The sequence below is a fragment of the Chromobacterium vaccinii genome (assembly GCF_001855275.1).
Classification (GTDB): Bacteria; Pseudomonadota; Gammaproteobacteria; order Burkholderiales; family Chromobacteriaceae; genus Chromobacterium; species Chromobacterium vaccinii.
The window spans coordinates 1,614,133-1,633,711 of record NZ_CP017707.1 but is presented as its reverse complement, the minus strand read 5'-3'; the positions used below and the strand labels follow the sequence as shown (position 1 = coordinate 1,633,711).

At 66.0% G+C, this 19,579-nt stretch carries 21 protein-coding genes; 6 read left to right on the top strand and 15 right to left on the bottom strand.

Annotation, left to right across the window (positions count from 1 at the left end; translation table 11 throughout):
- Positions 1–6 precede the first annotated feature (6 nt).
- The 5 genes from lpxK (at position 7) to trhA (ending at position 3,444) form a co-directional block, all read left to right on the top strand.
- Positions 7–1,026: a tetraacyldisaccharide 4'-kinase gene (gene lpxK / locus BKX93_RS07460; RefSeq protein WP_046155689.1), complete on the top strand. Its 1,020-nt coding sequence runs from the start codon at positions 7–9 to the stop codon at positions 1,024–1,026.
- Complete coding sequence (locus tag BKX93_RS07455) at positions 1,016–1,198, top strand: Trm112 family protein (protein ID WP_046155690.1); 183 nt, start codon at positions 1,016–1,018, stop codon at positions 1,196–1,198. Before lpxK ends, BKX93_RS07455 begins: the two co-directional genes overlap by 11 nt.
- Complete coding sequence (gene kdsB / locus BKX93_RS07450) at positions 1,195–1,950, top strand: 3-deoxy-manno-octulosonate cytidylyltransferase (RefSeq protein WP_046155691.1); 756 nt, start codon at positions 1,195–1,197, stop codon at positions 1,948–1,950. Before BKX93_RS07455 ends, kdsB begins: the two co-directional genes overlap by 4 nt.
- 56 nt (positions 1,951–2,006) lie before the next feature.
- Positions 2,007–2,663, top strand: coding sequence for an adenylate kinase (gene adk / locus BKX93_RS07445; protein WP_046155692.1), 657 nt, complete (start codon positions 2,007–2,009; stop codon positions 2,661–2,663).
- A 163-nt stretch (positions 2,664–2,826) separates the two neighbouring features.
- On the top strand, positions 2,827–3,444 hold the full coding sequence (trhA, locus tag BKX93_RS07440) for a PAQR family membrane homeostasis protein TrhA (protein ID WP_021475102.1): 618 nt from the start codon (positions 2,827–2,829) through the stop codon (positions 3,442–3,444).
- A gap of 66 nt (positions 3,445–3,510) precedes the next feature.
- Here trhA and BKX93_RS07435 read toward each other — a convergent pair whose 3' ends face one another.
- From BKX93_RS07435 to BKX93_RS07365, 15 genes are all read right to left on the bottom strand, one after another.
- The gene (locus tag BKX93_RS07435; protein ID WP_070979388.1) at positions 3,511–5,103 is read right to left on the bottom strand and encodes a DUF3369 domain-containing protein; all 1,593 of its coding nucleotides are present in this window, start codon (positions 5,101–5,103) and stop codon (positions 3,511–3,513) included.
- Positions 5,100–6,611: a sensor histidine kinase gene (locus BKX93_RS07430; protein WP_144408693.1), complete on the bottom strand. Its 1,512-nt coding sequence runs from the start codon at positions 6,609–6,611 to the stop codon at positions 5,100–5,102. The genes BKX93_RS07435 and BKX93_RS07430 overlap by 4 nt, the downstream gene beginning before the upstream one ends.
- Positions 6,612–6,748: 137 nt before the next feature.
- A complete protein-coding gene (locus BKX93_RS07425) occupies positions 6,749–7,672 on the bottom strand; it encodes a DMT family transporter (protein WP_046166262.1) in 924 nt (307 codons plus the stop codon).
- Between the two features lie 68 nt (positions 7,673–7,740).
- On the bottom strand, positions 7,741–9,210 hold the full coding sequence (locus tag BKX93_RS07420) for an NAD(P)H-hydrate dehydratase (protein WP_070979386.1): 1,470 nt from the start codon (positions 9,208–9,210) through the stop codon (positions 7,741–7,743).
- A 2-nt stretch (positions 9,211–9,212) separates the two neighbouring features.
- Positions 9,213–9,818 (bottom strand): flavin prenyltransferase UbiX, encoded by a 606-nt coding sequence (locus BKX93_RS07415; RefSeq protein ID WP_046166264.1) that lies wholly within the window; start codon positions 9,816–9,818, stop codon positions 9,213–9,215.
- A gap of 54 nt (positions 9,819–9,872) precedes the next feature.
- A complete protein-coding gene (gene rapZ / locus BKX93_RS07410; RefSeq protein ID WP_046155698.1) occupies positions 9,873–10,715 on the bottom strand; it encodes an RNase adapter RapZ in 843 nt (280 codons plus the stop codon).
- The gene (gene hprK, locus BKX93_RS07405) at positions 10,696–11,652 is read right to left on the bottom strand and encodes an HPr(Ser) kinase/phosphatase (protein WP_021476575.1); all 957 of its coding nucleotides are present in this window, start codon (positions 11,650–11,652) and stop codon (positions 10,696–10,698) included. Before hprK ends, rapZ begins: the two co-directional genes overlap by 20 nt.
- Positions 11,645–12,106 (bottom strand): PTS IIA-like nitrogen regulatory protein PtsN, encoded by a 462-nt coding sequence (gene ptsN / locus BKX93_RS07400; RefSeq protein ID WP_046155699.1) that lies wholly within the window; start codon positions 12,104–12,106, stop codon positions 11,645–11,647. The genes hprK and ptsN overlap by 8 nt, the downstream gene beginning before the upstream one ends.
- 124 nt (positions 12,107–12,230) lie before the next feature.
- Positions 12,231–12,563, bottom strand: a complete 333-nt coding sequence (gene hpf, locus BKX93_RS07395) for a ribosome hibernation-promoting factor, HPF/YfiA family (RefSeq protein ID WP_070979384.1) — start codon at positions 12,561–12,563, stop codon at positions 12,231–12,233.
- Positions 12,564–12,630: 67 nt separating this feature from the next.
- Positions 12,631–14,031, bottom strand: a complete 1,401-nt coding sequence (locus tag BKX93_RS07390; RefSeq protein WP_046166265.1) for an RNA polymerase factor sigma-54 — start codon at positions 14,029–14,031, stop codon at positions 12,631–12,633.
- 3 nt (positions 14,032–14,034) lie between these two features.
- A complete protein-coding gene (gene lptB, locus BKX93_RS07385; RefSeq protein ID WP_046155702.1) occupies positions 14,035–14,763 on the bottom strand; it encodes an LPS export ABC transporter ATP-binding protein in 729 nt (242 codons plus the stop codon).
- Positions 14,760–15,317, bottom strand: a complete 558-nt coding sequence (lptA, locus tag BKX93_RS07380) for a lipopolysaccharide transport periplasmic protein LptA (protein ID WP_046166267.1) — start codon at positions 15,315–15,317, stop codon at positions 14,760–14,762. The genes lptB and lptA overlap by 4 nt, the downstream gene beginning before the upstream one ends.
- Complete coding sequence (lptC, locus tag BKX93_RS07375) at positions 15,307–15,876, bottom strand: LPS export ABC transporter periplasmic protein LptC (protein ID WP_046155704.1); 570 nt, start codon at positions 15,874–15,876, stop codon at positions 15,307–15,309. The genes lptA and lptC overlap by 11 nt, the downstream gene beginning before the upstream one ends.
- The gene (locus BKX93_RS07370) at positions 15,873–16,397 is read right to left on the bottom strand and encodes a KdsC family phosphatase (protein ID WP_046155705.1); all 525 of its coding nucleotides are present in this window, start codon (positions 16,395–16,397) and stop codon (positions 15,873–15,875) included. Before BKX93_RS07370 ends, lptC begins: the two co-directional genes overlap by 4 nt.
- Before the next feature lie 46 nt (positions 16,398–16,443).
- On the bottom strand, positions 16,444–17,421 hold the full coding sequence (locus tag BKX93_RS07365; RefSeq protein WP_046155706.1) for a KpsF/GutQ family sugar-phosphate isomerase: 978 nt from the start codon (positions 17,419–17,421) through the stop codon (positions 16,444–16,446).
- Between the two features lie 111 nt (positions 17,422–17,532).
- Between BKX93_RS07365 and BKX93_RS07360 the strand changes: the two genes are divergently transcribed.
- Complete coding sequence (locus BKX93_RS07360; RefSeq protein WP_046155707.1) at positions 17,533–19,503, top strand: cation:proton antiporter; 1,971 nt, start codon at positions 17,533–17,535, stop codon at positions 19,501–19,503.
- The last annotated feature ends 76 nt before the right edge of the window (positions 19,504–19,579 follow it).

Genomic DNA, 19,579 nt, shown 5'->3' with positions numbered 1-19,579 from the left:
GGCGGCATGCGTTTGATAGAACAACACTGGTACCGGCCGCGAGGCTGGCTGATGGCCCTTCTGGCTCCGCTGGAAGGGCTTTTTGCGCTGCTGGCCGCTTTGCGCCGGCAAGCGTTCCGCCGCGGCTGGAAAACGAGCGAAAAGCTCGCGGTTCCAGTGGTGGTGATCGGCAACATCAATGTCGGCGGCGTCGGCAAGACGCCGTTGACGCTGGCGCTGTTGCGCGATTTCGCCGAGAGGGGCGTCAAGGTCGGGGTGATCAGCCGCGGCTACGGCGGCGAGGCGGCGACGCCGACCGAGGTGAAGCCGGACAGCGATCCGGCCTTGGTCGGCGACGAGCCGTTGCTGCTGGCCGCCGCCGGCGCGCCGGTGGTGGTGGGGCGCGACCGCGTCGCCGCCGGCCGCCGCCTGCTGGCGCTGCATCCGGACGTCGAGCTGATCCTCAGCGACGACGGCCTCCAGCATTACCGGCTGGCGCGCGATCTGGAGATCGCGGTGCTGGACGGCCGGCGCGGCCTCGGCAACGGCAGGCTGCTGCCCAATGGCCCGCTGCGCGAGCCGCCGTCGCGGCTGGAGACGGTGGACGCCGCCGTGGTCAACGGCGCGGGCGTGGCGCTGGCCTTGCCGGCGGCGCTGCCGCGCTTCGCCATGACGCTGCGCCCCGGCGCCTGCCATGCGCTGGATGACGCGTCGCGCACGCGGGACGCGGCCGGCTTCGCCGGTTTGAAGGTGGCGGCGCTGGCCGGCATCGGCCATCCCGAGCGCTTTTTCGACACGCTGGCGGCGCAGGGCATCGCCGTTGATCGGCGGCTGTCCTTTCCCGACCACCACGCGTTCGCGCCTGGCGATATTCCCGCCGACGCCGACGCGGTGATCGTCACCAGCAAGGACGCGGTCAAGCTCGCGCGCGCGCTTCATGACGCGGCGCAGCGTGCTAGACTATGGGTTTTGCCGGTTCAGGCCACGCTGGCGCCTGATCTGTGCGAATGGATACTAGCCCGCTTGAAGACGAAACATGGACGCTAAATTTCTGGAAATCCTGGTGTGCCCGCTGTGCAAGGGTCCGCTGGTGTTCGACAAGAGCAAGGAAGAGCTGATCTGCAAGGGCGACCGCCTGGCGTTCCCGATCAAGGACGGCATTCCGATGATGCTGGAGAGCGAGGCGCGCGAGCTGCCGCCGGAAGAAGAAGTCAAATGAACGGTTTCGTCGTGGTGATTCCGGCGCGGATGGCGTCCAGCCGCCTGCCGGGCAAACCGCTGGCCGACATCGCCGGCAAGCCGATGGTGGTGCGCGTGGCCGAGCAGGCGGCGAAGAGCCGCGCTTCCCGCGTCGTCGTCGCCACCGACCACGCCGACATCCTTGCCGCCTGCGCCGCCCACGGCGTCGAGGCGGCGCTGACGCGGGCAGACCACCCCAGCGGCACCGACCGCCTGGCCGAGGTGGCCGCCAAGCTGGCGCTGCCGGCCGACGCGCTGGTGATCAATGTGCAGGGCGACGAGCCGCTGATCCAGCCCGAGCTGATCGACCGGCTGGCCGAGCTGCTGGCCGCCGGCGACGCGCCGGTGGCGACGCTGGCGCACGCGCTGCACGACGCGGCCGACCATTTCAATCCCAATGTGGTGAAAGTGGTTCTCGACAAGAACGGCCGCGCGCTCTATTTCAGCCGCGCACCGATTCCCTATGCCCGCGACGCCTACGCTGCCGACCGCTCGGCGCTGCCGGCAGGACTGCCGGTCTACCGCCACATCGGCATGTACGGCTACCGCGCCGGCTTCCTGGCCGCTTACGCCGGGCTAGAGCCGGGACCGTTGGAGCAATACGAGGCGCTGGAACAATTGCGCGTGCTCTGGCATGGTTACAGCATCGCGGTGGCATTGGCGGACGAGGCGCCGGCCGCCGGGGTGGATACGCCGGAAGACCTGGAACGGGTACGACGGCTGTTCGCTTGAGGGGGCTGTAGGCGCTCCAAAAGAATTCATAAATCAAACAGACTGGAGTCACATAAATGCGATTGATCCTGTTGGGCGCTCCGGGCGCCGGCAAAGGCACCCAGGCCAACTACATCCGCGAGAAGTTCGGCATCCCGCAAATCTCTACCGGCGACATGCTGCGCGCCGCGGTCAAGGCCGGCACCCCGCTGGGCCTGGAAGCCAAGGCCATCATGGATGCCGGCGGCCTGGTCCGCGACGACATCATCATCGGCCTGGTCAAGGAGCGTATCGCCCAGGACGACTGTGGCAACGGCTTCCTGTTCGACGGCTTCCCGCGCACCATTCCGCAGGCCGAGGCGATGATCGCCGCCGGCGTGGACATCGACTACGTGGTTGAGATCGACGTGCCGGACGCCGCCATCGTCGAGCGCATGGCCGGCCGCCGCGTGCACCTGGCCTCGGGCCGCACCTACCATGTCGCCTTCAACCCGCCGAAAGCGGCCGGCAAGGACGATGTGACTGGCGAGGAGCTGGTTCAGCGCGACGACGACAAGGAAGAAACCGTCAAGAAGCGCCTGTCCGTCTACCACGAACAGACTGCCGTGCTGGTGGGCTTCTACGGCAAGCTGGCCGAGAGCGGCAGCGCCAAGGCGCCGAAGTACGTGAAGATCGACGGCACCCGCGCGGTGGAAACCGTGCGCGACGAGGTGCTGAAGGCGCTGGGCGCCTGATTTTGGCGGTTGTCGGGAAACAAGCGGGCCTCGGCCCGCTTTTTGTTTGAGCAAACCGCTGGTCTTGGATCGTCGGACGGGGGACAATGGAACCTCGAGGAGCGAATGAGGCTCCAAACTGCAGCAAGCGCCGGCTGGATGCCGGCCTCGAGGAAAAACAATTATGTATCGCGGCGAACGCTTCAACGGCTATTCGCATCTTGCCGGCACCCTGCTGGCGATAGCCGGTCTGGTGGTGCTGGTGGTCGAGGCGGCCATGCAGCGCGATCCATGGAAAATAGTCAGCTTCAGCTTGTACGGCGGCACGCTGGTGACGCTGTACCTGATCTCGACGCTGTACCACAGCTTCAGGGGGCGGGCCAAGGCCATCCTGCAGAAGTGCGACCATTCGGCGATCTATCTGCTGATCGCCGGCAGCTACACGCCGTTCGCGCTGGTGACGCTGCGCGGCGCCTGGGGCTGGACCCTGTTCGGCGTCAGCTGGGGGCTGGCGCTGTTCGGCATCATCCAGGAGCTGACGCTGGGGCGGCGCACCCGCATCCTGTCCATGATCCTGTACGTGGCGATGGGTTGGCTGGTGCTGATCGCGATCAAGCCGCTGATCGAGGCGCTGGAGCCCGGCGGCTTGTTCTGGCTGGCGCTGGGCGGCCTGCTGTACAGCGCGGGCATCTACTGGTTCCTGAACGACGAGAAGATACGCCACGGCCACGGCATCTGGCATTTGTTCGTGCTGGGCGGCAGCATCTGCCAGTATCTTTGCGTGTTGAACTACGTGGCCTGAGCGCATTTCGCGGGAACGAAAAACGGCAGCCGAGCGCTGCCGTTTTCATTTGCTGGGCAAGCCGATCTAGTCGCCGAACTGCACCGGCAGCCTGTCTTCGTCCACCAGCCGGCTCAGCGCGGCGACCACATGCGGATCGAACTGGGTGCCGGCGCGGCCATTGATGTACTTCATCGTGTCCTCCATGCTCCACGGCTCCTTGTAGGGGCGCTTGTTGAGCAGCGCGTCGAACACGTCTACCACCGCGACGATGCGGGCGGACAGCGGGATGTCCTGGCCTTTGAGTTTGCTGGGATAGCCGTTGCCGTCGAAGTGTTCGTGGTGGCCGCCGGCGATTTCCGAGCCCAGCGACAGATAGCTGGCGCCCTCCACCAATTGGGCGGACTTGGCCAGGATCTGCGCGCCTATCGTCGCGTGCTGCTCCATGATGGCGCGTTCTTCAGGATCCAGCTTGCCGGGTTTCAATAGGATATTGTCGGGCGTCGCCACCTTGCCGATGTCGTGCAGGATGCTGGCCATGCCCACCATGTCCATGAACTCCCGGGTCATCAGCTCGGGGTAATGGTTGTCGCCGGCCATTTCCTCGGCGATGGCGTCGGTCAGCTTTTGCACCCGCAGCACGTGGTCTCCGGTGTCGGTGTCGCGGAATTCCGCCAGATCGGCCAGCGCAACCACCGTGGCTTCCTGGGCGCTGCGCAGCTGGTTGTAAAGGTAGAGGTTGTCGTAGGCGGCCGAGATGCGCTGGCAGAACACGTCCAGCAAGTCGCGCTCCACGGCGTCCAGCGGCCATTGCGGCATGAAGTGGACGGCGAACTCGCGGCGGTTGCGCGAGGAGATGTACAGCACGTCGTAGGGATGCTGGTAAATGCTGCGCTTTTCCTTGAACACCTGCTGGAACACCGCTTCCAGGTGCGGCTCGTTGGACAGGTCGCCGGATTCCGCCAGGTATTCGTAGGCGCCGGACACCGCCAGGATTTCCAGTTCAGGCCGGCCGACCATATTGTCGTTGCGCACGCACAGAATGCCGTCGGTGCCGATGTCCAGCAGCGCGCTGATCTGGCGCAGCACGCCGGATGCGAACTCCCGCAGCGAGTGCAGCTGGTACAGATCGGACGCGCTCTCCAGGATCTTGGCCAGGCCCTGGCGGTTCTTTTCCAGCGACACCAGGTTTTCGTAGGCGCGCAGCGAGGCGATGGTGGTGGTGAACAGCTTCTGGGTGGTGAGTTCGGTCTTGGTCTTGTAGTCGTTGATGTCGTAATTGAGGATGACCTCCTGCTCCGGCGCCTGTCCGGGCTGGCCGGTGCGCAGCACGATGCGCACCACGCCGTTGTCGAGCTCCTCGCGGATGCGGTGCACCAGCCTCAGGCCCGCGTCCTCGCTTTCCATCACCACGTCCAGCATGATCAGCGCGATGTCCTGATGCTGCTGCAGCATCTGAAAGGCCTCGGCGCCGCTGTAGGCGCTCAGCAGCTCCAGCGGGCGCTCCTTGTAGCTGATGCCGCGCAGCGCGATGCGGGTGGCGGTGTGCACGTCCTTTTCGTCATCGACGATCAGCACTTTCCAGGGCTTGCGCACTTCGGACGGACGGGGCGTTTCCTCGCCGTCGTTGTCGTCCAGCAGCCAGTTGTCGTCGTCTGGAAGGGATGCTTGTTGGCTCATGCCACATTCTCCTTATGCTGGACGGTGGGGGCGATGCAAGGCATGTCCAGCGTGAATCGGGTGCCCTGTCCAACCTCGCTGTGAACCTCGATGTTGCCGCCCAGTCGCTGCCGCACGATGTTGTAGACGATGTTGAGGCCGAGGCCGCTGCCGCCGGTGCCGCGGCGGGTGGTGAAGAAGGGTTCGAATACCCGGCTCAGGTTTTCCTGCGAGATGCCCTGGCCGCTGTCGCTGATGGTCATCGATACATGCTGGGCGGCGTTGCGGTGGGCCTCGATGACGATGGCGCCGGCGATCTCGCCGCCTTCGTAGCCGTGTATCAGCGCGTTGACCACCAGATTGGTCAGCACCTGGGCCAGCGCGCCGGGGTAGCTGTCCAGCAGGATGTCCTCTTCGCACTGGATGTCTATCGAGACCTTGGTGTGCTTGAAGCGGGGTTTCAGGCTGGTGATCACCTCGTTCAGGTAATCGTGCAGGTGGAAGCTGCGCCTGGCCTCGCTGGTCTGGTCCACCGCCACCTGCTTGAAGCTGTGGATCAGGTTGGCGGCGCGCTCGGAGTTGGCCAGGATCAGCTCGCAGCATTCCTGCGCCGTTTCGAGATAGCTCTGGAAGTCGCTCTTCTTGATGTTGCCGCTGTCCAGCTTGCCGGTGATGTGCGAGGTGGCGGTGCCAAGGTGCGAGGCGGCGGTCAGCGTGATGCCGACCGGGGTGTTGATCTCGTGGGCGACGCCGGCCACCAGGCTGCCCAGCGACGCCATCTTTTCCGCTTCCACCAGCGTTTCCTGCGTCGCCATCAGCTGGCTGTAGGCCTGCTGCGCCTTTTCCTTTTCCTCGCGCGCGATCGCCTCGGCCGCGGTCCGTTTCACCAGGTCGGCGGCGGTGCGGGCGACGATGCGGTTGAAGCCGTTGACGATGCCGCCGATCTCGTCGTCGGCCAGGTGGGTGATCTGGGCGCCGCTGGCGTCCGGCGCGCGGATCGCGGTGTTCAGCGCCTGCTGCAGCTTGGCCAGCGGCTGGAAGATGAAGCGCTGCAGATTGAACGACATGATGAAGAAGATCAGGCCGTCCAGCAGCACGATCTGGGCGACGATGGTGATCAGGTGCTGGTCTTCGCGCGCGCGCAGCGCGTCGTGCGACAGGTAGACGGTGGCGGTGCCCAGGTGCTCCTTGCCCTGATAGATGATGGGAATGCTGAGGGTGTCGTCGACCTTGGGCTGCTCGTTGGGCAGCATGTCGCGGAGACTGCCGTTGGCGTCGCGGGTGCGGCCCAGGTTGAGGCCGCTTTCCCCCTTGACGTTGATGGCGATCACCGAGGGCCAGCTCAATTCGCTGTCCAGCGCCAGGCGGACGTTTTCGTCGTCTAGCTGCCAGATGCCGTGCGGCAGGGACAGGGAAAGCCGCGACTGCACGGCGGCGCGCTGGGTCTGGAAGTCATTCTGGTCAATATTGTAGTCATGGATGTAGAAATACAGTCCAGTCGTCCCCAGAATGGTGGTGATCCATGCCATCAGCCATAACATTAACCTTGTCTTGATACTTTTCATGGTGCCTGTTTACCCGTGCCCTCAGAATGAATCGTAGGCAGAGGGCGAAGGAATTGCCATGCCGGATCGAGAACGGCTTCTGGTCCGCGCGCGGCCGCGGCTCAGGATGGAGGCGCGGCCAGCGGTTGCGTTTGCGCGCGGCGCAGCGGCAACTTTTGCGCGAGCAGGCCGCCCAGGATCAGCGCCAGGCCCAGCAGCGTCGACGGCAGGATAGCCTCGCCGACGATCAGGTGGATCAGCAGCAGCGACGCCATCGGTGCCAGGAAGATCAGGTTGGCGATGCTGGCGGTGCTGCGCGTCAGCTTCATCGCCGACAGCCACAGCACGAAGGTGAAGCCCATTTCCAGCGCGCCGACATAGGCGGCGCCGGCCAGTCCTTGCCAGGCGGGGAGCGCCAGTTGGCCATGCCAGGCGCACCAGGCCAGGCTTAGCGGCAGGCTGCAGGCGAAATTCAGCGTCAGGCCCAGCACCGGCTCGCGCGTGTCGCGGGTGTTGAAGATCCAGTAGCCGGCCCATAGCAGCGTCGAAACGAGCGCCAGCAGCACGCCCAGCTGGTTGGAGAAGTGCAGCTCCAGCAAGCGCCCCCGGGTGCCGATCACCAGCACGCCCAGATAGCAGATCAGCGCGGCGGCGGCGTCCTGAGCGCGCAGCTTCTGCTTCAGCAGCGGCACAGCCAGCAGGGTCATCGTCAGCGCCCAGGTGTAGTTGATCGCCTGTGCTTCCTGCGCCGGCAGCAGCGAGTAGGCCTGGAACAGTACCAGATAGTAGATGAAGGGATTGACCGCGCCGAACAGCAGCGAGCTTTTCCAGTGGCGGCGGAAGGCGGCGGCCAGTTCGGGCAGGCGGCGCTGCCAGGCCAGGATGGAGAGCAGCGACAGCAGGGAGGCGGCGCTGGCGTACAGCACCAGTTGCATCGGGCTGAGGTGCTGCAGGCTGAGCTTGAAGGCGCTGGCGACAGTGGACCAGGCCAGCACGGCGCCGAGACCGAAGGCGTAGGCTTTTTTCTGATTATGGGCGGACGACAAGACGGCTCTCCGGTGTGGTGGCTTGCCGGTCGATGTTAACCACAAACCGTCGTCATCGGCAAAGCGCTTCAGATCCCGGCCAGCAGGCGGTTGAGCGCGCGGCTGAGGCGTGGCATGGTCGCGGAGGCGGCGAGGCCGATCGGGCCGCCGTTTTCGGCGCGGTAGTCGTCGCCGGCCAGCCCGTGCAGCCGGACCGCCAGCGAGGCGGCGTCGAAAGCGTCCAGGCCCTGGGCCAGCAGCGCGGCGATGAGGCCGGTCAATACATCGCCCTGTCCGGCGACGGCCAGTTCCGGTCCGCCGCTGTCATTGACGCGGTAGTAGCCATCGGGCCTTGCGATCAGGCTGCCGGCGCCTTTCAGGACGACAACGCTGTTCAGGCCGGCGGCCAGCCGGCGGGCATGGGGCACGCGATCGGCCTGGATCTCTTGGGCGCCGCCCAGCCGCAGCAGCCGGGCGGCTTCGGCGGGGTGGGGCGTCAGCACGGTAGGCGCCCTGCGCTCGGCGACGAGGGCGGCCAGATCGCGGCGGACCGCCAGCAGATTGAGCGCGTCGGCGTCCAGCACCAGGGGAACGGCGCGGGCGATGGCCTGCTGCAGCAGCCGCTCGGCCAGCTCCTGCCGGCCCAGGCCTGGGCCGACGGCCAGCACGTCGGCGACGGGCAGGTCCGCGGCTTCGTCCGCCGGGCGCACCATCAGTTCCGGCGCGGCTGGGTCGACCGGCAGCCGGTCGTCCAGCGGACACAGATAGACTTTGCCGGCGCCGCCGGCCAGCGCGCTGCGGCCGGCGAGCAGCGCCGCGCCTAGCATGCCTGGCGCGCCGCCGATGACGGATACGGAGCCGTAGCTGCCCTTGTGGCTGTCCCGGTTGCGGGCGAGCGCCGCGACCGGCGGGCGGTTGAGCTCGCCTTCGGCTTCCGGATACAGGCTGGCGGGGCAGTCCAGCATGGCCAGCTCCACCTGGCCGGCAAAGTCGGCGCCTGGCCCGCCGAACAACCCCGGCTTGTGGCAGAGGAAGGTCAGGGTGTGGTCGGCGCGGATGGCCGCGCCTTGCGGCTGCCCGGTATAGGCGTCAAGCCCGCTGGGGCAGTCCAGCGCCAACTTAGCGCAATCCAGGCGGTTCAGCCGATTTATCAGGTCTTGCCAGGCGGGACCCAGCGGACGGGACAGGCCGATGCCGAACAGGCCGTCTATCAGCAGCGCCGGAGGCGGCGCGCCGCCGGGCAATTCAGCCAGGATGGAGAGGCCTGCTTTTTCCGCCTGCCGGCGCGCGGCGCGGCATTCGTCGCTGGCCGGAGCGATGGGCTGCAGGATGGTCAGCGGATGGCCGCGCTTGCGCAGCGCCAGCGCCGCGTGCAGCGCGTCGCCGCCGTTGTTGCCGGGGCCGGCGCAGACCAGCAGCGGCGAGGCCGGGGGGCTGTGGCGGGTGACCCAGTCCGCGGCGGCAAGCGCGGCGCGGCGCATCAGGTTCAGTCCATGGCCGGCGGCGGCCTGTTCCAGCCGGCGCAGCGCTTCCAGGCTCAGGATCGGGCCGCCGTCCATGTTCATTCTCCCCAGCGCGGCGTCAAGGTTTGTTCGACGCCCAGTTGATCGAGTATGCGGGAGACGACGAAGTCCACCATGTCGTCCACGCTCTTGGGATGGGTGTAGAAGCCGGGGGCGGGGGGCAGGATCACCACCCCCAGGCGCGCCAGGTCCAGCATGTTTTCCAGGTGGATGGCGGACAGCGGCGTTTCGCGCGGCACCAGCACCAGCTTGCGCTGCTCCTTGATGCAGACGTCGGCCGCGCGTTCGATCAGATTGTCGCTCATGCCGTGGCGGATAGCCGCCAGCGTGCCCATCGAACACGGGCACACCACCATCGCGTCCGGCGGATTGGAGCCGGACGCCGCCGGTGCGAACCATTCCTCGCGGCCGTAGACTTCCAGCTGGCCGTCGCCGGCGGGATAGCGGGCCTGCAGCCAGGCTTTCATTTCGGCCGGACGCGAGGGCAGGGTCAGTTGCATTTCCTGCTTGGCCACCACCTGGGCGGCTTGGGAATACAGCACCCACACCCGCGCGCCGGCGGCGAGCAGGGCCTCGATCAGGCGCAGGCCGTAAGGCAGGCCCGAGGCGCCGGTGAGGGCGACGGTGACGGTTTTGCGGGGCATCGGCTTCTTTCTCCAGCCGGGCTGGACGGGCAGGGCGGCGGGCCCTGCCGATGGTCAGTGTTCGCGGTACAACTGGCGGTGGCGGACCAATACCTGGCGGTCGGGGAAGGAGCGCGCCAGATTCTCGATGATGTACACCGAGCGGTGCTGGCCGCCGGTGCAGCCGACGGCCACCGTCAGGTAGCTGCGGTTTTCCTTGCCGTAGCAGGGCAGCCACTTGGCGATCATCGCCTGGATGTCGGCTATCATCTCGGCCACTTCCTGATGGCCGGCGAAGAAGTCGATGATGGGTTGGTCGCGGCCGGTGAACGGGCGCAGCTGCGGATCGTAATAGGGATTGGGCAGGCAGCGGGCGTCGAAGACGAAATCGGCGTCCTGCGGCACGCCATGCTTGAAGCCGAATGATTCGAAGATCAGCGTCAGCTGGCTGCTGTCGGCATCGACCAGTTCGCGCACCCAGCTTCTGAGGGCGTTGGCGGACAGTTCGCTGGTGTCGATGCGGGTGCCCAGCTCCAGCACCTCGGCCAGCATCTCCTGCTCCAGCAATATGCTTTCCTCCACCGTGATGCCGGTGTCGGACAGGGGGTGGCGGCGGCGGGTTTCGGAGAAGCGTTTGACCAGCGTTTCCGGCTTGGCTTCCAGGAACAGCAGCCGAACATCCATGCCTTGGGCCTTCAGGGATTCCACCACTTTGGGCAGCGCGCCCAGGGTGGGGCCGGAGCGGGTGTCCACGCTGATGGCGATGTCCTTGTAGCCGAAGTCGGCGTACATCGCCATCGCTTCCGGCAGCATGGTGGCCGGCAGATTGTCCACGCAGTAGAAACCGGAATCCTCCAGCGCGCGCAGCGCCACCGACTTGCCGGAACCGGACAGGCCGCTAATCAATATCAGGCGCATTTTCCTGGTCTCGCAAGAAATTGGTGTGGCGTTCGATGAATTCGCGGGTGCTGTCGATGCCGCGCAGCTGCAGGATGTAGTTGCGCACGGCGGCCTCCACCAGCACCGCCAGGTTGCGGCCGGCGGCCACGGGCAGCACCACCTTGCGCACGGTGACGCCGATGATGTCCTGAGTTTCCGACTGGATGTTCAGCCGGTCCAGCGCCTGCATCGCCTGGTCGTTGGCCTTGACCAGATGGATGATCAGTTTCAGCACCTTCTTGGGGCGGACCGCGGTCTCGCCGAAGATGGTGCGGATGTTGAGGATGCCGAGGCCGCGCACTTCCAGGAAGTCGCGCAGCAGTGGCGGGCAGCGGCCTTCGAGCGTGTCCGGGCCGATGCGGTATAGCTCGACGGCGTCGTCGGCCACCATGCCGTGGCCGCGGGAGATCAATTCCAGCGCCAGCTCGCTCTTGCCCATCGCGGAGTCGCCCATGATCAGCACGCCGATCTCGAACACGTCGAGGAACACGCCGTGCAGCACGGTGGACACCGCCAGCGCGCGCGCCAGGTAGATCCGCAGCACGTCCATCAGGTACGGGCTTTCCAGCGTGCTGCACATCAGGGGCACGTTGTGGCTGTGGCAGTAGTCGCGCAGCAGCCGGGGCACTGGCTGGTTGTTGGTGACCATCACCACCGACATGCTCTTGTGGAACAGCTGGTCCAGCGCGGTCTTGGCCGCCGACTGCTCCAGCTTGTTAAGGTAGTCGACCTCGGCGAGGCCCAGCACCTGCACCCGGTTGGGGTGGATGAAGTTCAGGTGGCCGACCAGGGCCAGCGTCGGCCGCTGGTCGTCGTTGCCGATCACGTTGTCGGAGCCGCCGGTGCCGGCGACCCAAGTCAGATTCAGCTTCTGCTGGTTTTCCTGATACAGCCGGCGCACGGTGATGCTAGGCATGGGGCGTCCATTCGCAAAGCAGCTTGTACAGGTCGTCGCGCGCGCCGGCGCCAAGCATCTGCTCGCGCATCTGGCGGCTGGAGAACAGCTGCGCCAGCTCCGACAGCACCTGGAGGTGCAGGTCGGTGGCGTGCTCGGGGACCAGCAGCACGAACAGGCATTGCACCGGCTTGCCGTCCGGCGCGTCGAAGGGAATGGGCGCCTTCAGGCGGATGAACACGCCGGTGGCTTCCTTGAGGCCGCGCGCGCGGCCGTGGGGAATGGCCACGCCCTGGCCGAGTCCGGTGGAGCCCAGTTTTTCACGGCTGAACAGGCTGTCGAAAACCTCGCTGCGGGCGATGCCGCGGGTGTTTTCCACGAGCAGTCCCACTTGTTCGAACACCCGCTTCTTGCTGGCGACGTCCAGATCCAGCAGGATATGGTCCGGGGTCAGGATCTTGCCGATGAGAGTCATGTTGGAGTATGCATGCGGCTCTTGGGGTGAAACTGTGAATTCTACGTTGCCTTGATAGTACTGAAAACCGGCAAGCGCAAAGAAAAACGGGAACCGTGAGGCTCCCGTTGTCTTCAGTCCGGCCTTACAGCGAGGCCTGGGCCTGAGACGCTTCGCCCGAGCCCGTCGCGCGGTGTTCGGTCAGCTTTTCCTTGTACTTCAGGACTTGGCGGTCCAGCTTGTCCATCAGGACGTCGATGGCGGCGTAGAGGTCGGCCTCGGAAGCTTCGATGTGGATGTCCTTGCCGGACAGGTGCACATTGACTTCAGCCTTCTGGACCAGCTTGTCGACCGACAGGGTGACGGAGATGTCGATCACGTGGTCGACATGGCGGGTAATGCGCTCGAGCTTGTTCTCGATGTATTCGCGCAGCGACGGGGTGACTTCCAGGTGCAGGCCAGTTACTTTGAGGTTCATACCCTAGCTCCTTCTGGTGTTGACCACCCGGTCGGGTTGCCGGGCGGCATTGTATTCTTGAGGCGCCCTACAGCGCCTTGCGCAGATTCACCGCCGGAATCTGCATGGCTTCACGATACTTGGCTACGGTGCGTCTGGCAACCTGTATTCCCTGCTTGGCCAGCGCGTCGGCGATGGCGCTGTCGGACAGCGGCTTCGCGCGGTCCTCGGCGTCTATCATGCCGCGGATGTGGGCCTTGATCGCGGTGGCGGAGCACTCTCCGCCGCTTTCAGTTTCCAGCGAACTGCCGAAGAAATACTTGAGCTCGAACAAGCCCCGCGAACAAAGCAGGTATTTCTGGCTGGTGGATCGGGAAACGGTGGATTCGTGCAGGCCCAGTTCTTCCGCGATGTCCCGCAGGATCAGCGGGCGCATCGCCACTTCGCCGTGCTCAAAGAACGATTGCTGGCGCTCAACGATAGCTTCCGCCACTTTGAGTATGGTGTCAAACCGTTGCTGGATGTTCTTGACCAGCCAGCGCGCCTCCTGCAGCCGGCCCGACATTTCGCCGCCGGCGCGCTGGTCGGCCAGCATGCGCTCGTACAGCCGGTTGACGCGCAGGCGGGGCATCGCCGCGCGGTTGAGCTCGGCCGCCCAGCGGCCGCGCAGCTTGCGCACGCTGATGTCGGGAATCACGTAATGGGTTTCGCCGTGGCCGAAGCCGGTGGCCGGGTGCGGGTTGAGGCGGGCGATCAGCGCCTGCGCGCCGCGCAGCGCCGCGTCGTCGCAGCGCAGCAGCTTTTTCAGCCGGGCGTAGTCGCGGCCGCCGAGCAGGGCCAGGTGCTCGCGGACGATGGCCAGCGCCAGCGCGTGCTCAGGCTCGACGCCGGGCAGGCGCTGCAACTGCAGCGTCAGCGATTCGGCCAGCGAGCGCGCGCCCACGCCGGCGGGGTCGAACTGCTGCAGCAGCCTGAGGCCCACCGCCAGCTCGTCGACTTCCAGCTCCAGTTCCAGCGGCAGGTTGCCGGCCAGCTCGTCCAGCTGCAGCGGCAGGTAGCCGTCGTCGTCCAGTTCCTCTATCAGCAGGCGCATCACCGCGCGGTCGCGGTCGGAGAGGGCGATTTCGCCCAGTTGCGTCAGCAGGTGCTCGCGCAGACTGACCGGGCAGGGCACGTTGAGCATGGGGTCGAAGTCATTGTCGTCCCCCTTGCGGCTGCCGGCGCCCCAGTCCAGCAGTTCGCCGGCGCCGTCGTCGCGGCTGTCGGCGTCCTGGGCCTCGGCCGGGCTTTCCTGCTGTTCCGCGCTGTCGGGAGCGGCTTCGCCGTCGCGGGGCTCGTCGCCGCGCTCCAGCAGCGGATTGTCCAGCAGGAAGCGCTCCACCTCCGTCTGCAGGTCCAGTGTGGACAGTTGCAGCAGCTTGATCGATTGCTGCAGCTGCGGCGTCAGCGTCAGTTGCTGGGATACCTTGAGCTGAAGGGCCTGTTTCATCGTTTACAGATGGAAGTGCTCGCCGAGGTAGACCTCGCGCACTCTCTCGTTGTTGACCAGTTCTTCCGGCTCGCCGGAGGCCAGCACCGAGCCGTCGCTGATGATGTAGGCGCGGTCGCAGATGCGCAGCGTCTCGCGCACGTTGTGGTCGGTGATCAGCACGCCGATGCCGCGCTCCTTCAGGAAGGAGATGATCTTCTGGATGTCGATCACCGCGATCGGATCCACGCCGGCGAAAGGTTCGTCCAGCAGGATGAAGCGCGGGCGGGTGGCCAGCACGCGGGCGATCTCCACCCGGCGGCGCTCGCCGCCGGACAGCGACAGCGCGTTGCTGTCGCGCAGGTGGCCGATGTTGAGGTCGTCCAGCAGCAGGTCCAGCTCTTTTTCCAGCTCCTTGCCCTTGAGGCCGGAGATTTCCAGGATGGCGGCGATGTTCTCTTCCACCGTCATGCGGCGGAAGATGGACGCTTCCTGCGGCAGGTAGCCGAGGCCGAGCTGGGCGCGCTGGTGGATCGGGTAGTGAGTGATGGACGCGTCGTCCAGGCGAATGTCGCCGTCGTCGGCGCCGATCAGGCCGACGATCATGTAGAAACTGGTGGTCTTGCCGGCGCCGTTGGGGCCGAGCAGGCCGACGACTTCGCCGCTCTCGATGCTGAGCGACACGTCCTTGACCACGGTGCGCTTCTTGAAGCGCTTTTTCAGATTGGTGACGGTGAGGATGCTGTGCTTCATTGCGCGGCGGCTCCGGCGGCGGGTTTGGCGGCCGCCGGTTGCGACGCGGTGTTCTTCGGCTGCAGGATCACGGTGGTGCGCCCGCCCTTGCCGGCGTTGGCGCCGCCGCCCATCACCTGGTAGACCTCGCTCTGGGTGTCGTAGGTGATCACGTTGCCGATCACGAGGTCGCCGTTGCGCTTGACGCGGGCGTTGCCGGTCAGCACCGCGAAGTGCTTGGCGCTGTCGTAGTCCAGCTTGCTGGATTGGCCTTCGATCCAGCCGCTGTTGTTGTCCAGCTTCTGGCGGAAGGTGACGATGCGGCCGGTAGCCTGCAGCGTCTGGTTGCCTTGCGGGTCCTGGGTGGCTACCACCTTGTCGGCGTTCAGGCGCAGCGTGCCCTGGATCACCACCACGTTGCCGGTGCAAGTGGAGACGCCCTTGGTCTGCTCCATGGTGCAGCCGTTGTCGCTGGTGATTTCGATGGGCTTGGTTTTGTCTGCCTGTTCGGCGTGAGCCAGCGCGGAGGCGGCCAGCAGCAAGCCGGCCAGCAGGATGCGGGAGTTATTTGGCATAGACGATCTTGGTCTTGGAATACAGATTGAGCAGGCCCTGCGACTCCAGATAGCTGAAGCCGATGGAGTTGGCGACCGAGTTGCCTTGGTAGATCACCGACGGCGCCTTGGAGCTGGCGAAGCGCTTGCCGGTATCGACGAACATCGCGCTGCTGACCAGCCGGGTTTCGGGCTGCTTGCTGTCTGCGGGTTTGATCAAAACGACTTTCTTGTCGAAGTAGGCCTGCTGGCTCTTGTTGTTGTAGCGGCCGGTCTCGCCGGTCACATGGTATTGCAGCACGCCCTGCTGGTACTGGTACAGGTCGGGGTTCTCGAAATAGGCGTCGGGCTTGCCCGGATACTGCCACATGCGGGTGGCGATCAGCCGGTCCATCAGCTTGCCTTGCTTGTCGTAGCGGGTGGCGATCATGTTTTCCGCAACGTACTCGGGCTTGTCCGGATCGAGTTCGCGGCGGTGGCTGTCCCAGCGCGAAATCTGGTCCAGCCATATCGTCAGCAGCGCGGTCAGTCCGATCAGCAGCACCGGGAACAGGCGATGGGAGCGCAGCAGCTTGATCATGCCAGATACCGGGCGAGCACGCCTTCGAACGTGCCCTGGGCCTGCATGATCAGCTCGGCCAGCTCGCGCACCGCGCCATGGCCGCCGGGGTTGCCGGTCACGTAATGGCAATGCTGGCGCACCTGCGGGGGGGCCTCGGGCACCGCGACCGCCAGGCCGACCCGGGTCAGGATGGGCAGGTCGATCAGATCGTCGCCGATGAACGCGCATTGCTCGGCGGACAGGCCGGTCTTGTCCAGCAGCTCGGCCAGCGCGACTTTCTTGTCGTGGACGCCGCCGTAGTAGTGATCGATCTTCAGCGCCTGGGCGCGGTGCTCGACGCAGCGGTCGGCGCGGCCGGAAATGATGGCCAGCTGCACGCCGGTGCCTTGCAGCAGGCGCAGGCCGAGGCCGTCCTGCACGTAGAACGACTTGCTCTCTTCGCCGCGGGCGTCGTAGTAGATGCGGCCGTCGGTCATCACGCCGTCCACATCCATGATCAGCAGTTTCACCTTGCGGGCCTGCTCGGAAATCATACGCATTGCTTGATCCTTGCCGCCGCCAGTCGCTGGGACTGGCCGGCTGGTTTTAAAACACGCCGGCGCGCAGCAGGTCGTGCATGTGCAGCACGCCGGCCAGCTTGCCCTGGGCGTCGACGACCACCAGGCTGGTGATCTGGTGTTGTTTCATCAGGAAGCCGGCTTCGGCCGCCAGCTTGTCCGGCTGGATGGACCGCGGCTTGCGGCCCATCACCTCGTCTATCTTCAGACTGTAGACGTCCACGCCTTTTTCCAGCGTGCGGCGCAGGTCGCCGTCGGTGTAGATGCCGTGGAGCGTGCCGTCGGCGTCGCCTACCGCGACCATGCCCAGCCGCTTCTGCGACATTTCCAGCAGCGCGTCCTTCAGCAGCGTGCCCGGCGCCACCCGCGGCAGATCGCCGCCAGCGTGCATCAAGTCCTTTACATGCACCAGCAGGCGCCGGCCCAGGCTGCCGCCCGGGTGGGACAGCGCGAAATCGCTCTGGCCGAAGCCGCGCGCCCCCATCAGCGTGACGGCCAGCGCGTCGCCCAGCGCCATCTGCGCGGTAGTGCTGGTGGTCGGGGCCAGGTTCAGCGGACACGCTTCGCGCTCGACATGCGTGTGCAGCAGGATGTCCGCGGCCTGGGACAGCGTGGACTCGGACCGGCCGGTCACCGCGATCAGCTTGCCGCCCTTCAGCTTCAGCGCCGGCAGCAGCGACACCACTTCGGCCGACTCGCCGGAGTTGGACAGCGCGATCACCACGTCGTCGCCGGTGATCATGCCCAGGTCGCCGTGGGCGGCCTCGGCCGGGTGCACGAAGAAGGCCGGCGTGCCGGTGCTGGCCAGCGTGGCGGCGATCTTGCGCCCCACGTGGCCGGACTTGCCCATGCCGGTGACGATCACGCGGCCCTCGCAGGACAGGATGATCTCCACAGCCTCCAGGAAGTCGCCGTTCAGGCGTTCGGCCAGAGTGTTCAGCGCGGCCGCTTCTTCATGCAGCACTTCGCGCGCCGTTTCCAGCCGGCTGGTGTGATTTTTTTCCATAAGGCAAAAGTATATCAAAGGTTATAATCGATTGACGCGGGTGCTGGTGCAAGTTTTGCTTGGCGGTCGTGTTTTCCGTTGCCAATCTTTTCCCTGGAGTCCCGATCGCCGATGCATTCCATGGCCCCCATCGTCCTTGTCCTGTTGGCCGCCGTGCTGGTAGTCACCTTGTGCCGAAGCCTGAAGGTGCCGGCCATGCTCGGCTATCTGGTGGTGGGCTTCCTGACCGGCCCGGGTGTGATGAACCTGATCCCGCAAGGCAAGGAAACCGCCTTTCTCGGCGAAATCGGCATCGTATTCATGATGTTCAGCATCGGCCTGGAGTTCTCCCTGCCCAGGCTGAGGGCGATGCGGCAACTGGTGTTCGGGGTGGGATTCGCCCAGGTGGCGCTCACCATGCTGCTGGTGGCGATGGCCATCGCCTATCTGACCGGCAGCCCGCTGACAGGTTTCGCCATTGGCGGCGCATTGGCGATGTCGTCCACCGCCATCGTCAGCAAGCTGCTGGCGGAAAGGTTGGAGCTGAACCATCCGCACGGCCAACTGGCGATAGGCGTGCTGCTGTTCCAGGACATCGCCGTGGTGCCGCTGCTGATCATGCTGCCTGCCTTCGCCGGCGGCAGCGACACGCTGTGGCTGGACCTGGCCAAGGCGGGCGGCAAGGTGCTGGTGGTGCTGGCGCTGCTGCTGTTCTTCGGCCAGCGCCTGGTGCGGCCGTGGTTCCACCTGGTGGCGCGCCAGCGTTCCGGCGAGCTGTTCATGATCAATGTGCTGCTGGTGACGCTGGGCATCGCCTGGATGACCGAGCTCTCCGGCCTCAGCCTGGCGCTGGGCGCCTTCGTCGCCGGCATGCTGATCTCCGAAACCGAATACCGCTACCAGGTGGAAGAGGACATCAAGCCTTTCCGCGACATCCTGCTGGGCTTTTTCTTCATCACCGTGGGCATGAAGCTGGAGCTGTCGGTATTGTTCGGCCGCTTCGGCGATGTGCTGTTGCTGTTGGCCTTGCTGCTGCCGCTGAAACTGGCGGTGGTGTTCGGCCTGGGACGGCTGTTCGGCCACCGCTCCAACGACGCGATGCGCTCGGCGCTGGCGCTGGCGCAGGGCGGCGAGTTCGGCTTCGTGTTGCTGTCGCTGGCGCTGAGCCTGAACCTGGTGGCCGCGCCCATGGCCCAGGCGGCCATCGCCGCCATCCTGATCTCGATGCTGGCGGCGCCTTTCCTGATCATGCACGGCGAGCGCATCACCCGCCGGTTGATCAAGCAGGACTGGATGCTGCAGTCGCTGGATCTGCACCAGATGCTGGTGGCCAGCATGGGCAAGGACGACCACGTGCTGATCTGCGGCTACGGCCGCAGCGGCCAGGCGCTGGCCCGGCTGCTGGAGGCCGAGAAGATCAATACCTTCGCGCTGGACATGGATCCGGAGCGGGTGCGCGAGGCGGGGGAGGCCGGCGATCCGGTGGTGTTCGGCGACGCCGGCAAGAAGGAGGTGCTGCTTGCCGCCGGCCTGATGCGGGCCAAGGTGGTGGTGGTGACCTTCGCCGATACCCACGCCGCGCTGCGCATCCTGCATGCGGTGCGTGAAGTGAGGCCGGAGCTGCCGGTGATCGTGCGCACGATAGACGACAGCGAGATGGACGTGCTGCGCCAGGCCGGCGCCGACGAGGTGGTGGCGGAGGTGATGGAGGGTAGCCTGATGCTGGCCTCGCAGGCGTTGCTGGAGGCGGGCGTGCCGCCCAGCCGCGTGCTGCGGCGCATCCGCGCGGTGCGGGAGGAGCGCTACGACCTGTTCCGGGGCTTCTTCCGCGGCAGCAGCGACGAGACGGAGAGCCTGGAGGAGTCGCTGGTGCCCCGTTTGCTGAGCGTGCAGGTGTGCGGCGGCGCGGCGGCCATCGGCCAGCCGCTGGGCGCGCTGGGCCTGGCCGGCCTGGGCGTGGAGCTGAAGGCGATCCGCCGCAATCGCGTGCGCCGCACCGATTTCGACGACAGTTTCGAAATCTCCCCGGACGACGTGATGGTGCTGCTGGGCACGCCGGAACAGCTGGCGCTGGCGGAGTCCCGGATACTGCAGGGCGATTGAGCGCGGCAGGGCGGTGATTGCGCGAGAGGCGCGCCGGCAACGAAAAGCCCCGGGAAACCGGGGCTTTTCGTTTGAG

Bases quoted from the DNA above. Each gene is read 5' to 3' on its own strand.
- lpxK (WP_046155689.1), top strand. From the start codon at position 7: ATGCGTTTGATAGAACAACACTGGTACCGGCCGCGAGGCTGGCTGATG.
- BKX93_RS07455 (WP_046155690.1), top strand. From the start codon at position 1,016: ATGGACGCTAAATTTCTGGAAATCCTGGTGTGCCCGCTGTGCAAGGGT.
- kdsB (WP_046155691.1), top strand. From the start codon at position 1,195: ATGAACGGTTTCGTCGTGGTGATTCCGGCGCGGATGGCGTCCAGCCGC.
- adk (WP_046155692.1), top strand. From the start codon at position 2,007: ATGCGATTGATCCTGTTGGGCGCTCCGGGCGCCGGCAAAGGCACCCAG.
- trhA (WP_021475102.1), top strand. From the start codon at position 2,827: ATGTATCGCGGCGAACGCTTCAACGGCTATTCGCATCTTGCCGGCACC.
- BKX93_RS07435 (WP_070979388.1), bottom strand. From the start codon at position 5,103: ATGAGCCAACAAGCATCCCTTCCAGACGACGACAACTGGCTGCTGGAC.
- BKX93_RS07430 (WP_144408693.1), bottom strand. From the start codon at position 6,611: ATGGCATGGATCACCACCATTCTGGGGACGACTGGACTGTATTTCTAC.
- BKX93_RS07420 (WP_070979386.1), bottom strand. From the start codon at position 9,210: ATGGACGGCGGCCCGATCCTGAGCCTGGAAGCGCTGCGCCGGCTGGAA.
- BKX93_RS07415 (WP_046166264.1), bottom strand. From the start codon at position 9,818: ATGCCCCGCAAAACCGTCACCGTCGCCCTCACCGGCGCCTCGGGCCTG.
- rapZ (WP_046155698.1), bottom strand. From the start codon at position 10,715: ATGCGCCTGATATTGATTAGCGGCCTGTCCGGTTCCGGCAAGTCGGTG.
- hprK (WP_021476575.1), bottom strand. From the start codon at position 11,652: ATGCCTAGCATCACCGTGCGCCGGCTGTATCAGGAAAACCAGCAGAAG.
- ptsN (WP_046155699.1), bottom strand. From the start codon at position 12,106: ATGACTCTCATCGGCAAGATCCTGACCCCGGACCATATCCTGCTGGAT.
- hpf (WP_070979384.1), bottom strand. From the start codon at position 12,563: ATGAACCTCAAAGTAACTGGCCTGCACCTGGAAGTCACCCCGTCGCTG.
- BKX93_RS07390 (WP_046166265.1), bottom strand. From the start codon at position 14,031: ATGAAACAGGCCCTTCAGCTCAAGGTATCCCAGCAACTGACGCTGACG.
- lptB (WP_046155702.1), bottom strand. From the start codon at position 14,763: ATGAAGCACAGCATCCTCACCGTCACCAATCTGAAAAAGCGCTTCAAG.
- lptA (WP_046166267.1), bottom strand. From the start codon at position 15,317: ATGCCAAATAACTCCCGCATCCTGCTGGCCGGCTTGCTGCTGGCCGCC.
- lptC (WP_046155704.1), bottom strand. From the start codon at position 15,876: ATGATCAAGCTGCTGCGCTCCCATCGCCTGTTCCCGGTGCTGCTGATC.
- BKX93_RS07370 (WP_046155705.1), bottom strand. From the start codon at position 16,397: ATGCGTATGATTTCCGAGCAGGCCCGCAAGGTGAAACTGCTGATCATG.
- BKX93_RS07365 (WP_046155706.1), bottom strand. From the start codon at position 17,421: ATGGAAAAAAATCACACCAGCCGGCTGGAAACGGCGCGCGAAGTGCTG.
- BKX93_RS07360 (WP_046155707.1), top strand. From the start codon at position 17,533: ATGCATTCCATGGCCCCCATCGTCCTTGTCCTGTTGGCCGCCGTGCTG.